General features: G+C 68.3%; 16 protein-coding genes. 9 read left to right on the forward strand and 7 right to left on the reverse strand.

The genetic code is table 11. The annotated features are described in order from the left end of the window. Positions 1-67 precede the first annotated feature (67 nt). On the forward strand, positions 68-547 hold the full coding sequence (locus tag ACVOMH_RS03510) for an Mpo1 family 2-hydroxy fatty acid dioxygenase (RefSeq protein ID WP_057506057.1): 480 nt from the start codon (positions 68-70) through the stop codon (positions 545-547). Here the strand turns inward: ACVOMH_RS03510 and ACVOMH_RS03515 are convergent. Then, complete coding sequence (locus tag ACVOMH_RS03515; RefSeq protein ID WP_481551056.1) at positions 541-1,446, reverse strand: NAD-dependent epimerase/dehydratase family protein; 906 nt, start codon at positions 1,444-1,446, stop codon at positions 541-543. The two genes, ACVOMH_RS03510 and ACVOMH_RS03515, sit on opposite strands and share 7 nt — an antisense overlap. 73 nt (positions 1,447-1,519) lie before the next feature. On the opposite strand from ACVOMH_RS03515, the gene ACVOMH_RS03520 reads away from it, so the two are divergent. The 7 genes from ACVOMH_RS03520 to ACVOMH_RS03550 all read left to right on the forward strand — a co-directional run bounded on the left by ACVOMH_RS03520 (position 1,520) and on the right by ACVOMH_RS03550 (position 8,426). Beyond that, the gene (locus ACVOMH_RS03520) at positions 1,520-2,446 is read left to right on the forward strand and encodes a universal stress protein (RefSeq protein ID WP_481551057.1); all 927 of its coding nucleotides are present in this window, start codon (positions 1,520-1,522) and stop codon (positions 2,444-2,446) included. 87 nt (positions 2,447-2,533) lie between these two features. Then, complete coding sequence (locus ACVOMH_RS03525) at positions 2,534-5,362, forward strand: monovalent cation/H+ antiporter subunit A (RefSeq protein WP_481551058.1); 2,829 nt, start codon at positions 2,534-2,536, stop codon at positions 5,360-5,362. Continuing rightward, entirely contained in the window at positions 5,362-5,742 is a 381-nt protein-coding gene (locus tag ACVOMH_RS03530; protein ID WP_054660087.1) for a Na+/H+ antiporter subunit C, read from the forward strand. The genes ACVOMH_RS03525 and ACVOMH_RS03530 overlap by 1 nt, the downstream gene beginning before the upstream one ends. Then, positions 5,739-7,289 carry a monovalent cation/H+ antiporter subunit D gene (locus ACVOMH_RS03535; RefSeq protein ID WP_481551059.1) on the forward strand — a complete coding sequence of 517 codons (1,551 nt, stop codon included), beginning with the start codon at positions 5,739-5,741 and terminating at the stop codon, positions 7,287-7,289. Before ACVOMH_RS03530 ends, ACVOMH_RS03535 begins: the two co-directional genes overlap by 4 nt. Continuing rightward, positions 7,286-7,792 carry a Na+/H+ antiporter subunit E gene (locus ACVOMH_RS03540; RefSeq protein WP_054660114.1) on the forward strand — a complete coding sequence of 169 codons (507 nt, stop codon included), beginning with the start codon at positions 7,286-7,288 and terminating at the stop codon, positions 7,790-7,792. The genes ACVOMH_RS03535 and ACVOMH_RS03540 overlap by 4 nt, the downstream gene beginning before the upstream one ends. A 29-nt stretch (positions 7,793-7,821) precedes the next feature. Further along, on the forward strand, positions 7,822-8,073 hold the full coding sequence (locus tag ACVOMH_RS03545) for a K+/H+ antiporter subunit F (RefSeq protein ID WP_425478351.1): 252 nt from the start codon (positions 7,822-7,824) through the stop codon (positions 8,071-8,073). Continuing rightward, positions 8,070-8,426, forward strand: coding sequence for a Na+/H+ antiporter subunit G (locus ACVOMH_RS03550; RefSeq protein ID WP_481551060.1), 357 nt, complete (start codon positions 8,070-8,072; stop codon positions 8,424-8,426). The genes ACVOMH_RS03545 and ACVOMH_RS03550 overlap by 4 nt, the downstream gene beginning before the upstream one ends. 23 nt (positions 8,427-8,449) lie before the next feature. Here ACVOMH_RS03550 and ACVOMH_RS03555 read toward each other — a convergent pair whose 3' ends face one another. The 4 genes from ACVOMH_RS03555 to ACVOMH_RS03570 form a co-directional block, all read right to left on the reverse strand. Further along, a complete protein-coding gene (locus ACVOMH_RS03555; protein ID WP_481551061.1) occupies positions 8,450-8,872 on the reverse strand; it encodes a hypothetical protein in 423 nt (140 codons plus the stop codon). A gap of 42 nt (positions 8,873-8,914) precedes the next feature. After that, the gene (locus ACVOMH_RS03560; protein ID WP_481522654.1) at positions 8,915-9,865 is read right to left on the reverse strand and encodes a calcium/sodium antiporter; all 951 of its coding nucleotides are present in this window, start codon (positions 9,863-9,865) and stop codon (positions 8,915-8,917) included. Positions 9,866-9,940: 75 nt separating this feature from the next. Continuing rightward, positions 9,941-10,225: a hypothetical protein gene (locus ACVOMH_RS03565; RefSeq protein ID WP_481551062.1), complete on the reverse strand. Its 285-nt coding sequence runs from the start codon at positions 10,223-10,225 to the stop codon at positions 9,941-9,943. A gap of 86 nt (positions 10,226-10,311) precedes the next feature. Next, positions 10,312-10,524 (reverse strand): hypothetical protein, encoded by a 213-nt coding sequence (locus tag ACVOMH_RS03570; protein ID WP_481551063.1) that lies wholly within the window; start codon positions 10,522-10,524, stop codon positions 10,312-10,314. Positions 10,525-10,654: 130 nt separating this feature from the next. Here ACVOMH_RS03570 and ACVOMH_RS03575 point away from each other — a divergent pair, with 130 nt between their 5' ends. Next, positions 10,655-11,131 carry a hypothetical protein gene (locus ACVOMH_RS03575; RefSeq protein ID WP_481551064.1) on the forward strand — a complete coding sequence of 159 codons (477 nt, stop codon included), beginning with the start codon at positions 10,655-10,657 and terminating at the stop codon, positions 11,129-11,131. 1 nt (position 11,132) lies between these two features. Here ACVOMH_RS03575 and hmgA read toward each other — a convergent pair whose 3' ends face one another. Together hmgA and ACVOMH_RS03585 are read right to left on the reverse strand one after the other, a co-directional pair. Beyond that, positions 11,133-12,437 (reverse strand): homogentisate 1,2-dioxygenase, encoded by a 1,305-nt coding sequence (gene hmgA, locus ACVOMH_RS03580; protein ID WP_054659308.1) that lies wholly within the window; start codon positions 12,435-12,437, stop codon positions 11,133-11,135. Between the two features lie 42 nt (positions 12,438-12,479). Continuing rightward, positions 12,480-12,944, reverse strand: a complete 465-nt coding sequence (locus ACVOMH_RS03585) for a hypothetical protein (RefSeq protein ID WP_054659310.1) — start codon at positions 12,942-12,944, stop codon at positions 12,480-12,482. Positions 12,945-12,970: the final 26 nt, after the last annotated feature.

The raw sequence follows: 12,970 nt of genomic DNA on the forward strand, positions 1-12,970 counted from the left end.
GCGGCCTGCCGGGCGCGTCCGCCGGGTAGCCGCGCTATGCTCTGCCCACCAAGGGCCGGGAGAGACCATGGACATCCGCAGCGCGCGCCCGCTGGACCGCTACTTCGCCGGTTATTCCGGCGACCATAGCAACGCCACCAACCAGGCGATCCATGTGGTCGCGGTACCGGCCATCCTGTGGTCGGCGATCGCCCTGCTGTGGTGCGTTCCGCCGTTGCTGCCGTGGTTCCAGCACGGCATCTGGGCGGCCCTGGCGATGTTCGGCACCTGGGCCTATTACAACCGCCTGTCGCGCCCGCTGGGCATCGGCATGCTGATGCTTTTCTTCGTGGCCGGCTGCATCTGCCGGCTGCTGGAAGACCGCCTGGGCATTCCGCTGCTGCTGCGCATCGGCATCGGCGTGTTTGTGCTGGCGTGGATCGCACAGTTCATCGGCCACAGGATCGAAGGCCGACGGCCCAGTTTCCTCACCGACCTGACCTACCTGTTGATCGGCCCGATCTGGGTGCTGGCCAAGCTGTACCGCCAGTTCGGCTGGCGTTACTGATCGGCCGCCGCCGGCGCGGTGAACATCGCCGCCTCGGCAATGAACGGACGCGGCGCATAGCCGAAGTCCCGTCGCGCCGGTTCGATATCGAAGACCAGCGGATCGCGCATGCGGGCGAGCGTGGCCGCACTCATGCCCTGCAACCGCCCGCTGGCATGCGCCAGCCGCAAGGCCAGCCGGAACAACGGCATCGGCACGCTCCACAGGCGCGGCCGGGCCGGCAATGACGCCAGCACCCGCCGGACCATCTCGCCATATCCCAGCACCTCACCGCCGCCCAGCGCATAGGCGCGACCGGCCGCTGCCGGATGCCGCACTACCTGCAGGGCCGCGTCGGCCAGATCCTGCACGTGCACCGGCTGGCGCAGGCCATTGGCACAATGCGGCAACACAAAAAAACCGGTACGCGCAGCCAGCGCGGCGATGACGCTCAGCGTCTTGTCACGGCCGGCACCGTAGACCAGCGTCGGCCGCAGTACCGTGGCGGCGACACCACGCTCTTTGGCACGCTTGAACAGCACCTGCTCGGCTTCGCGCAGACGACCGGCGACATCCCGCTCGGCCGGCTCAGGGGAATCCTGCTTGACGTCCACACTGGTCGAACCGAACGCCACCACCTTCGGTGCGTGCACGTCCGATGCGGCATACCAGCGCGCGAAATGGTCCAGCGGACCACAGCTGAAAACGGCGTCAAACCCCTCCTCGCCCTGCCAGGTGCCGGACAGGTCGCCGCGCTGCCACCGCACTCCCGGCAGCGCCACCTGCGCGTGGCGTGACACCGCGGTCACCTCCCAGCCTGCGGCCAGCAGGTTGGCCAGTACGCGCTCACCGATCTGGCCACTGGCACCAAACAGCAGTGCCTTGCGCAGGCCGGTTTCAACGCGGGTGTCATTTTCCATGCCGCACAGGATAGGCGATCAATCGCGATTTGCCGCAGCAGGTAGACTCGAACCGGACAACTCCGAGCACGCCATGTCCTCTTCTGAAAGCCACTCCCACGCCGTTCCCTCCGCCATCCTGCTCGCCACCGATCTGAGCGCCCGTTGCGACCGCGCATTGGCACGCGCCCTGCAGCTGGCACGGCAATGGAACGCGCGGCTGGTGGTGGCCACGGTACTTCCGGATGCCGCCATGGAAGCCGGCGCGGAACTGCCACAGGGAGCGCCGGACCCACGGGATACCGCCGAGCGTCGCCTGCAACGGCTGCTGGACGGGGAAGACCACAGCGGCAGGATTGACGTCCGGGTGACGCAGGGTCATGTCGGCCGGGCCCTGCTGCGCCTGGCGGCCGAGGAGAATTGCGGCCTGCTGGTGACCGGCATCGCCAGCGACATGCTGTTTGAACTGCCGGTACCCGACTCCACCGTGCTGTGGCTGAGCCGGCATTCGCCGCTGCCGGTGCTGATCGTGCATGACCGGGTACGTGGACCGTATCGCCACCTGGCGGTGGCCAGCGATTTCTCCGACAGCGTCAACCGGGCGGCCGGCCAGGCCTTGTCGCTGCTGGGTCCGCCACTGCGGCTGTCGCTGGTGCATGCACTGGAATCCACGGGCAGCCCCCTGCTCGGCGGCGATCGCGCCAGCGTGCAGGAGCAGGCCCGGGACGCGGCGCGCGGACAGGCCCAGCAGCTCCTGGCCGAACTGCGGCCGCTGCTGGCACAGGCCATGGCGGAAATCCATATCGATACCGGCGCACCGGCGGCGGTACTGCGGCGGTATACCCGGGACAGCGGCGCGGAGCTGGTCATTGTCGCCACGCACGGCCGCGGCGCGCTGTTTGAGCTGCTGATCGGCAGCGTCGCCCGGCGGCTGGTCGCGGTGCTGGAAACGGACACCCTGTTGATCCGCGATCCGCGTTCCCTGCCCGCAGACACCGCCGTTGCTGGACTTGCAGGCTGAACCCGAACGGCTCGTTCAGAAAAACCGCCGGACCGGGAAAAAGCGCCTGTTAAACTCGAAATCCTCCCGTTGCACCTTCATTCCTGAATGACGCCTGTCCTGCCGTTGCTGCTCGCGCTGCCCTTCCTGCTGGCTGCGGCCATCGCCCTGCTGGGCCGCCTGCCACGCAGCGCGGCGGCCTGCCTGGCGGGGGCGGCACCGGTGCTGGGGCTGGCGCTGCTGGGCAGCGTGACCCCGACCGTGCTCGATGGCGGGATCGTCCGCAGCAGCTGGCAGTGGCTGCCGCAGATCGGGCTGGATTTCAGCCTGCGCCTGGACGGGCTGGCGTGGATGTTCGCCGGGCTGGTACTGGGTATCGGCGCGCTGGTGGTGCTGTACGCGCACTACTACCTCTCGGCGAAGGACAGCGCGCGGCGCTTCTACAGCTACCTGCTGCTGTTCATGGGCGCGATGCTGGGCATGGTGCTGGCCGGCAACCTGCTGCTGTTGATGGTGTTCTGGGAGCTGACGAGCATCAGCTCGTTCCTGCTGATCGGCTTCTGGTCGCACCGCAAGGACGCCCGCGAGGGCGCGCGCATGGCACTGGTGGTCACCGGCGGCGGCGGTCTGGCGCTGCTGGCCGGCGTGCTGCTGATCGGCCGCATCGTCGGCAGTTTCGATCTGGACGTGGTGCTGGCCTCGGGCGAGCTGATCCGCGCCAGCGCGCTGTATCCGTGGGCGCTGCTGCTGGTGCTGGCCGGCATTTTCACCAAGAGCGCGCAGTTCCCGTTCCACTTCTGGCTGCCGCATGCGATGGCCGCGCCGACGCCGGTGTCGGCCTATCTGCACTCGGCCACGATGGTCAAAGCCGGTGTGTTCCTGTTGGCACGGCTGCACCCGGCGCTGGCCGGCACCGAGCTGTTCTTTTATGTGGTCAGCGGTATCGGTGCGATCACCCTGCTGATCGGCGCGTGGAACGCGATCTTCCAGCATGACCTCAAAGGCCTGCTGGCCTATTCGACGATCTCGCATCTAGGCCTGATCACCCTGCTGTTCGGCCTGTCCACGCCGATGGCGGTGGTGGCAGGCGTGTTCCACATCCTCAACCACGCAACGTTCAAGGCCTCGCTGTTCATGGCCGCCGGCATCATCGACCACGAAACCGGCACCCGCGACATGCGCCGGCTCGGCGGCCTGCGTCGGCTGATGCCGATCACCAGCACGCTGGCCATCGTCGCCTCGCTGGCAATGGCCGGCATCCCGCTGCTCAACGGTTTCCTGTCCAAGGAAATGCTGTTTGCCGAGGCGCTGGCCACCGAAGGCCCGGACTGGATGCGCAACGCGGTAAGCGCCGCCGCGCTGCTGGCCGGCATCCTCGGCGTGGCCTACAGCCTGCGCTTCGTCCACGACACCTTTTTCGGCAAAGGACCGGTCGACATCGACGTGGTGCCGCATGAGCCGCCGCGCTGGATGAAGGTGCCGGTGGAAGTGCTGGTGGTGATCTGTCTGGCGGTGGGCATCGTGCCGGCGCTGACCGTCGCCCCGGTGCTCAAGGCCGGCGCCCAGGCGATCCTCGGCCCGGCGCTGCCCGAGTACAGCCTGGCCGTCTGGCACGGCTTCAACCTGCCATTGGCGATGAGCGTCATCGGCGTGGCCGGCGGCATCGCACTGTATTTCGGCCTGCGCCGGTTCACCGACCTGTACGCCGCGCGCAACCGTCCGGTCGGCAAGCAGCTGTTCCAGCGCAACCTGGAGGTGCTGTTCGGCTTTGCCCAGCGCTTCACCGCCGCAGTGGCGAACGGCAGTCTGCAACGCATGCTACTGGCGCTGGTGCTGGTGGCGGTGATCGTGGCCGCCGCGCCCTATGTCGCCAATCCGGCGATGCCGGCCTGGCCGGCGCCGCAACCGATCCCGTTGCTGGGCTGGATGCTGTGGCTGGTGATGCTGGCCTGCGCCTTTGCCGGCCTGTTCCTGTTCCGGCAGCGACTGCTGGCGGTGATCGTGATCGGCGGTACCGGGCTGATGGTGGCACTGACCTTCGTGTTCCTGTCCGCGCCGGACCTGGCCCTGACCCAGCTGATGGTGGAGATGGTGACGCTGGCGCTGATGCTGCTGGGCATGAACTACCTGCCAGCGCAGTCGCCGCCGGAACACTCGCGCTGGCGCAAGCGCCGCGATGCGGCCATCGCCATCGTCGCCGGTACCGGCATCGCCGCGCTGGCCTATTCGCTGATGACCCTGCCGCCCAACACCATGGCCGGCGAACTGCTGCTGCGCTCGCTGCCCGAGGCCTACGGCCACAACGTGGTCAACGTGATCCTGGTGGACTTCCGCGGCTTTGACACCTTCGGTGAGATCACCGTGTTCGGCATCGCCGCATTGGTGGTGCATGCACTGCTGCGGCGTTCGCGGATGGCGCCGGAGCAGATCATGCCCGGCCCGCCGATGAAGCTGCCGGTACCGGCCGATCTGGCGCAGATCATGTTCCCGCTCACACTCACCGTGTCCATCTTCCTGTTCCTGCGCGGCCACAACGCCCCCGGCGGCGGCTTCATCGCCGGCCTGGTGCTGGCGGTGCCGCTGCTGATCCAGTACGTGATCCAGGGCTCGGCCTCGGTGGAATCGCGCTTCGGCTTCGACTACATCAGATGCATCGGCCTGGGCCTGCTGATCGCCCTGCTCAGCGGCGCCGGCTCGCTGCTGTTCGGCGTACCGTTCCTGACCAGTGGCCACCTGGACCTGCAGCTGCCGTTGATCGGCGAGGTACCGCTGGCCAGCGCGATCGGTTTTGATACCGGCGTGTACCTGGTGGTGTTCGGCGGGGTGATGCTGATCCTGTCGATGATGGGCACCGTCAAACCCTCGCGCAGCCGCAACGCCCGCAACGGCGAGATCGATATCCACCGCCGTTCGGCCCGCACCGGGGAGATGCACTGATGGAACTGGCCCTGGCAAGCGCGATCGGTGTGCTCACCGGCATCGGCATCTACCTGCTGCTGCGCGCGCGCAGCTTCGATGTGATCCTGGGCATGACCTTCCTGTCCTATGCCACCAACCTGCTGATCTTCAGCGCCGGGCGGCCGGTGATCGGCAAGGCGCCGGTGCTCAAGGATGGGATCGCCAGCACGCTGGCGCACTACACCGATCCGCTGCCACAGGCGCTGGTGCTGACCGCCATCGTCATTGCGTTTGCGATGACCGCGGTGAGCATCGTGCTGGCCATGCGCAGCCGCAGCGACAACCACAGTGATCACGTGGATGCACACGAGCCCGAGCCGCCGGCTGAGCAAGCCGCCAAACCGGGGCGCGGCGCATGAACCATCTGGTGATCCTGCCGATCCTGATTCCGCTGCTGGGCGCGGCGCTGTCGCTGTTCATCGAACACCGACGCTACGGGCCCAAGGTGCAGCGCAGCGTGGCCTGGGCCAGCATGGCGGCGCTGGCGGTGGCGGTGGCGCTGCTGTTTGCGCAGACCAGCCAGGGCCAGATCTGGGCCTACCTGCTGGGCGACTGGCCGGCGCGGCTGGGCATCGCGCTGGTGGCCGATGGCCTGGCGGGCTGGATGCTGGCCACCACCCTGCTGCTGGCCATCGCCTGCCTGCTGCATGCCTGCACCGGCTGGGACCGGCGCGCACCGCATTTCCATGCGCTGTTCCAGTTCCAGCTGGTCGGCCTCAACGGCGCGTTTTTGACCGGCGACATCTTCAACCTGTTCGTGTTCTTCGAGGTGCTGCTGATCGCCTCCTACGGCCTGCTGCTGTCGGGCGGACGCGGCCTGCGCATGCGCATCGGCCTGCACTACGTGGTGTTCAACGTCACCGCCTCGACGCTGTTCCTGATCGCGCTGGGCATGCTCTACGCCACGCTGGGTTCGTTGAACATGGCCGAGATCGGCCAGCGCATCGCCGAGCTGCCACCGAGCCACCTGAAGCTGGCCAAGGCCGCGCTGGGCCTGCTGCTGCTGGTGTTCTGCGCCAAGGCCGCGCTGCTGCCGCTGTACCTGTGGCTGCCCGAATCCTATGCCCGCGCGCCGGCGGCGGTGGCGGCGCTGTTCGTGATCATGACCAAGGTCGGCCTGTACGCGGTGCTGCGTGTGACCTCGCTGTGGTTCGATGCCGACGCCGGCGCGATGGCCGGTTATGGCAGCGATTGGCTGCTGTGGACCGGCATCGCCACCTTGCTGGTGGCCGCGCTCGGCGCACTGGCGGCCACCCGCCTGAGCGTGCTGGTCGCCTACCTGGTGGTGGTCTCGGCGGCAACGCTGTTCATCGCCTTCGCGCTGGGCACTCCCGGCACCCTTTCCGCCGGCCTGTACTACCTGCCGCACAGCACCTTCACCGCGGCGGCACTGTTCCTGGTGGCCGACCTGATCCGCCGCCGGCGCCTCCGTGCCGGGCAGCGACGCGAGGGCGAGCAGACCGTACTGCCGGGCAAGACCGTGCCGGGCCTGCTGTTCCTGGTCGGCGCGGTCGCGGTGGCCGGATTGCCGCCCCTGGCCGGCTTCCTGGCCAAGGCCGCGCTGCTGGCGGCCGTGCCCGACGCGCACACCGCCGTGGTGTGGACCGCGGTGCTGGGCAGCAGCCTGCTGGTGATCATCGGCCTGACCCGCACCGGCATCCGCCTGTTCTGGCATGTGCCTGGCGCCGAGGACGAGGTGGCCGGGCCGCACCCCGGGCCCAGCGAAGCCCCTGCGCGACCGTTCGAAACCGCTGCCGCCTGCCTGCTGCTGGGCTACGTGGTGGCGATGAGCGTGTTCGCCGCGCCGCTGATGCGCCAGTCCGAGGCCATCGCCACGCAACTGCAGGCGCCGGACCGCTACCTGCAGGATGTGCGCGGCACCCTCCCGCAAGTGAGGCAGCCATGAGTCCACATCGCCCCCTGCTGCGCCGGCTGTTCCCGTCGCCCGTGCTGTCCATCACCGTGGTCGCGTTCTGGATGGTGATGTCCTTCACCTTCGACGTGGGCCAGCTGCTGCTGGGCCTGCTGCTCGGGCTGGTGGTGCCGCTGTTCGCCGCGCGCCTGGACCGCGAGTTCGCCCGCATCGGCACCTTGCGACCGGTACCGCGGCTGGTCTGCACGATCCTGTGGGACATCCTGATCTGCAACCTGCGCGTGGCCGCACAGGTGCTGGGCCCGGAAGACCGCCTGAAACCGGCGTTCATCTGGCTGCCGCTGGATATCGGCAACATCCACGGCATCGCCGCGCTGACCAGCTTCATCACCCTGACCCCCGGCACGGTGTCGGCCGCGCTGTCCGAGGACCGCCGCCACCTGCTGGTACATGTGCTGCACCTGGAGGACGCCGACGCGCTGATCGCCGAGATCAAGAGCCGCTACGAGGCGCCGCTGATGGAGATCTTCCCGTGAACGGGCATCTGATATTCGAAACCACCCTGATGGTGTGCATGCATGTGGTCGGGCTGGCGATGCTGCTGGCGCTGTGGCGGCTGCTGCGCGGGCCAACCGTGCCGGACCGCATCCTCGCCCTGGACACGCTCTCGGTCACCGCCATCGCGCTGCTGATGCTGTTCGGCATGTACCTGGATTCGGCCATCTATTTCGAGGCCGCGCTGATCATCGCCATGCTCGGCTTCGGCAGCACCGTGGTGCTGAGCAAGTACGTACTGCGCCGGGATATCGTCGAATGATCACGTTCCTGCAGATCACACTGTCGGCCCTGCTGGTGTTCGGCTGTTTCTTCATCCTGGTCGGCGCGCTGGGACTGGTGCGCTTTTCCGATTTCTTCAAGCGCCTGCATGCGCCGACCAAGGCCAGCACCCTGGGGGTGGGCTGCATCCTGGCGTGCTCGGTGGCCTATCACATCTTCCTGGGCGAAGACCCGCAGCCGCGCGAGCTGCTGATCACCGTGTTCCTGTTCATCACCGCCCCGATCAGCGCGCACCTGATGGCCAAGGCGGCGCTGTCGCTGATGATGGAAAGCCGCCCCGAACCGCCCACCGGCGGTAACGGCGGGCCCGACACCGACACTCCGCCTGACTGAGGCGGCGGCGCTTCCGGCGGGCGTCAGCGCAGCTGGATCTGCGCCACGTCGCTGACGCGCACATGGGTCTGGTAGTAGTACTTCCCGCTGGGCTGCCCCTGACCGTCGGTGAAGTCGATCCGCACCATGCGCGCGGTACCGCGCACCAGAACCGGCTTGCCCTTCAACACCGTCTTCGGATCGGCCTGCAGCCGCTCGGCCAGCGCCAGCCGCGCCTGCGGATCCACCGCAACGCTGAGATTGCGCGGGTCACGGTAGTCCGGCTGCGAGCCCAGGAACAGGCGGCCACCCTCTTCTCCGATAGCACGCACGTTCAGTGCGAACACGCCATCCACGCCACGGCCGGGACCGGCGGCCGCGGCCAGCTGCACCGCCATCGCCGGATCGATCCAGGCCCCCTGTTGCCGCGGCAGCAGCGCGCACCCGGCCAGTACAACGCACAACATCGCAACACCCATCCCCTTGCGCACAACTGCCTCCCTGATCCGTCAATACAACAGCGCCAGTTCCAACCCCACCCACGCCAGGAACGCCACGAGCAGCACCGCACCTTCGCCGCGGGTGATCTTCAGGTCGCCGCGCAGCATCGGGTACAGCATCAGCACGAACACGATCGCCGCCGGCAGCTCCAGCCGCACGAACGAGGCCGGCAGCGGCATCGGTCGCAGCGCCGCCATACCGCCCACCACCACCAGCAGGTTGAACAGGCTCGAGCCGATCACATGACCGACCACCATGTCGCCCTGGCCGCGACGCGCCGCGGCGATGGCCGCAGCCACTTCCGGCAACGCGGTGCCGATAGCCACCGGCAGCAGGCCGGCCAGCAACGGCGACATCCCCCAGCCGGCACCGATCACCGGTGCGGCCTGCACCACCCAGCGTGCGCCGTAATACAGCACCACGGCGGCGATCAGCAGGCGGACCATATTGAGCCACAGCATCGTGCGGGTGGTGGCGTAGTTGGCGATGCTCTCCTGCAGCTCCACCGGCTCGCGCCGCGCGCGCGTCAGCAGCAACGCCAGCACCGCCACAAAGCCCAGCAGCAGCACGATGCCTTCGCTGCGGCTGATCACGCCATCCAGGCCGAACACGATCAATGCCAGCGACGCCACGGCCAGCAGCACCAGCAGCGGTGACAGCAGCCGGGTGCGCACCAGCAAGGGAAACGCCAGCGCCGCCAGACCCAGGGTCAGACCGACGTTGACGATGTTGCTGCCCACCGCGTTGCCCAGTGCCAGCTCCTGCGCGCCGACCACGAACGCGCGGGCATTGACCACCAGCTCCGGCAGCGAGGTGCCGAACGCCACCAGCAGCAGACCGGCGACGAACGGCGAGGCGCCGAAGCGCTGGGCCAGACCGGAGGCGGCCTTGACGATGGAGTCCCCGCCCAGCGCCAGCAGCAACAGCCCCAATGCGAACCACACGATTGCTTCAAACATTCCGCATCTCTCCCGGCAATGATGGCGGCGGTTGCAGGGCCGAACGCGTGCCCCACCGTTAGCGGCAGCAGGGTATCAGCCGCAGCCTTCCACGTAATCCACCTGTGGCGGCAGTCCCACGCGCCACGCGCCGACCTTGCCATCGGCGCCCAGCTCGAACACCAGCACGCCCGGACCACCGTCGATCGCCGTCACCCGCAGCATCCGGGCGCCGTCCACATACTTGTGCGGCTGCGGGGGACCGGCGTGCGGATACAGCGCCTGCAGCTGTGCCAGCTCCATGCCGACCGTGCCACCGCCTGGCGCCGGAACAGCGGTGCTACGCAGGTCATAGCGCACGAAGCGGTCGCCCTCGATCATGAAGAATGGCCGGGCCTCGTCCTGGCCGGCCGGCCGGACTGAGGTAATAGCAGCCGCCGTCGGCGACCGCATCGCCTTGCAGCGCGTCAGGCCACACCGCGCGCAGCTGCGCGGCATCGCTGCCCAGTGCCACCGGCCCATAGCCCTGCCAGCGGGCACCGGCAGTCGTCACAGCAGGCCCAGCCACGGCGGCCGATGCAGACACGCTGCCGGTTGCCGACGGCGATGCGGTCGGCTCGGACGGGCGAGGCCGCCGGCAGCGCGAGGAGGATCAGCGAAAACAAGGCGATGCGGTTCATACGGCAACTCCGGGCAGGTCCGGGCCGAGTCTAGCGACCGCACCGGCCGCGCCAGGTGAGCGACGCCTTGTCATGGTGCTTTCACCGGCGACCGCCAGGCTCATCTCCTTCCGCGCCGCGTCGAGTCCCCATGCAGCCGCACAAGACCGAACTGGGCCATGCCGAACTGCACACACCCTCCGGCGCGCTGGACCTGCGCCAGCGGCGGGCGCTGATCCTGTGTGATGGCAAACGTGATCTGGACGAGCTGCGCCTGCTGCTGGGCAGTGACGCGGCCGCACTGATCGCCGGGCTGCAGCGCGAGGGCTATCTGTCCACGGACCGCCCCGCTCCTGCCGAGCCACATCGCCGCTCGCTGCTGGCCGCACGCATCTATGTGCTGGATATCCTGGCCCTGCAGCGCCATCCCACCGCCACCCAGCTGCACCGGGTGCTGCAGGCCGCGCGTGAGGATGCCGACACCGTGCAGGCGCTGACGCTGGCCCTACGACACCTGCCGACACTGACTTCCGAAGGCTACACGCAGCGGGTGCAGGCGCGCCTGCGTGAAGTGCTGCCGCAGGCGCAGCTGGCAGCGGTGCTGGAACCGGCACCGGTGCCGGCGTGAATCACCCCCGGGGCGGGGTGAAGTGGTTGCGCAGGCCGCTCCAGCAGGCCTGGTAGCCACGCTGGCGATGCGTCGCGGCCACCGCCTGCTCGCTCGGGCAGATCACGCCGCGGGTTTCGAACATGAAGGCCATGGTGTCGGTGATCACATCCGGCCTGGACAGGTCGGCATGGGAAGCCTTGTCGAAGGTGGCCGCATCCGGGCCGTGGCCGGTCATGCAGTTGTGCAGCGAGGCGCCACCGGGCACGAAGCCCTCGGCCTTGGCGTCGTAGGCGCCGTGGATCAGGCCCATGAACTCGCTGGCGATATTGCGGTGGAACCACGGCGGGCGGAACGTGTCCTGCGCCACCAGCCAGCGTGGCGGGAAGATCACGAAATCCAGGTTGCTGGTGCCCGGGGTGTCGCTGGCCGAATGCAGCACCAGGAAGATCGACGGATCCGGATGGTCGTAGCTGATCGAACCGATGGCGTTGAAGTGGCGCAGGTCGTAGCGGTACGGCGCGTAGTTGCCGTGCCAGCCGACCACGTCCAGCGGCGAGTGGCCGATGTCCGCGCGCCACAGCCGGCCCTGGAACTTGGCGACCAGCTCGAACTGCCCTTCAAGGTCCTCGTAGGCGGCCACCGGGGTTTCGAAATCGCGCGGATTGGCCAGGCCGTTGCTGCCGATCGGCCCCAGGTCCGGCAGCTTCAACTGTGCGCCGAAGTTCTCGCAGACATAGCCGCGCGCCTGCCCGTCGGGCAGCTCCACGGCAAAACGCACGCCGCGCGGGATCACCGCGATCTGCTGCGGCTCGATCTCGATCAGGCCCAGCTCGGTGCGCAGCCGCAGCCGGCCCAGCTGCGGCACGATCAGCAGCTCGCCATCGGCGTTGTAGAACCAGCGGCCGCGCATGTCCGTGTTGGCCGCATACATATGGATGCCCGCGCCGCTGTGCGCCGCAGGCCCGCCGTTGCCGCCCATGGTGTACAGGCCTTCGATGAAATCGGTGGGCGTGGTGGGCAACGGCAGCGGATCCCAGCGCAGCTGGTTGGGCGATACCGCCGCGTGGCTGAACTCGCCATGCAGGTGCGGCTGCACGAACGGCGTGAATTCGCCGTGCATCGCCGCCGGACGGATCCGGTACAGCCAGCTGCGGCGGTTGCTGCCACGTGGGGCGGTGAAAGCGGTGCCGGTCAGCTGCTCGGCATACAGGCCATGGGCCACCCGCTGCGGCGAATTGCGTCCCACCGGCAGCGTGCCGGGTACGGCCTCGGTGGCGAACTCGTTGCCGAATCCGGACTGGTAGGCGGTATTGCTCTGGGACATGGCTGCGCTCGCTTGGATGGGCCCGGACGGGAGGGGATGGTTTCAGGTCAGCTGACGCCGGGTCGCCGGTTCGATCAGCAAACCCAGTTCTCCGGCAAGTTCAAGAATGCGCGGGCTGTCGTGGCGACGGACGATGAAGGCGTAGAGGTTGTCGTCGAACGGGTTGCCCCACAGCAGTATCTCGTAGGGCGTCGGACGGGCGGCCAGCTGCCCGTCCAGCCACTGGAAATACTCCGCCGCCGACAGCGCCTGGTGGGGCATTGCCGGCAGCGGATTGGCGAACTGCTCGCTGATCTCCTCGTGCAGTTCATCGAGCTTGTCACCGATGGCGAGGTAATCGCCCAGCTCGGCCAGGACCGCGAACTGCATGAACGCCGCCGGGCTGTCGCCGTCGATCCAGTCCAGCTCCGGATCCATCGGCGAGGCCTTGATCCTGGACACGCAGGCGGCCAGGTCCTTGCCTTGCAGGTCGTCACAGGTCAGCAGGGTGATCAGCTCGGTCAGCATCGCGCGTTTCTCGGGGGAAGGGGCCG

Source organism: Stenotrophomonas sp. STEN013 (assembly GCF_056760355.1).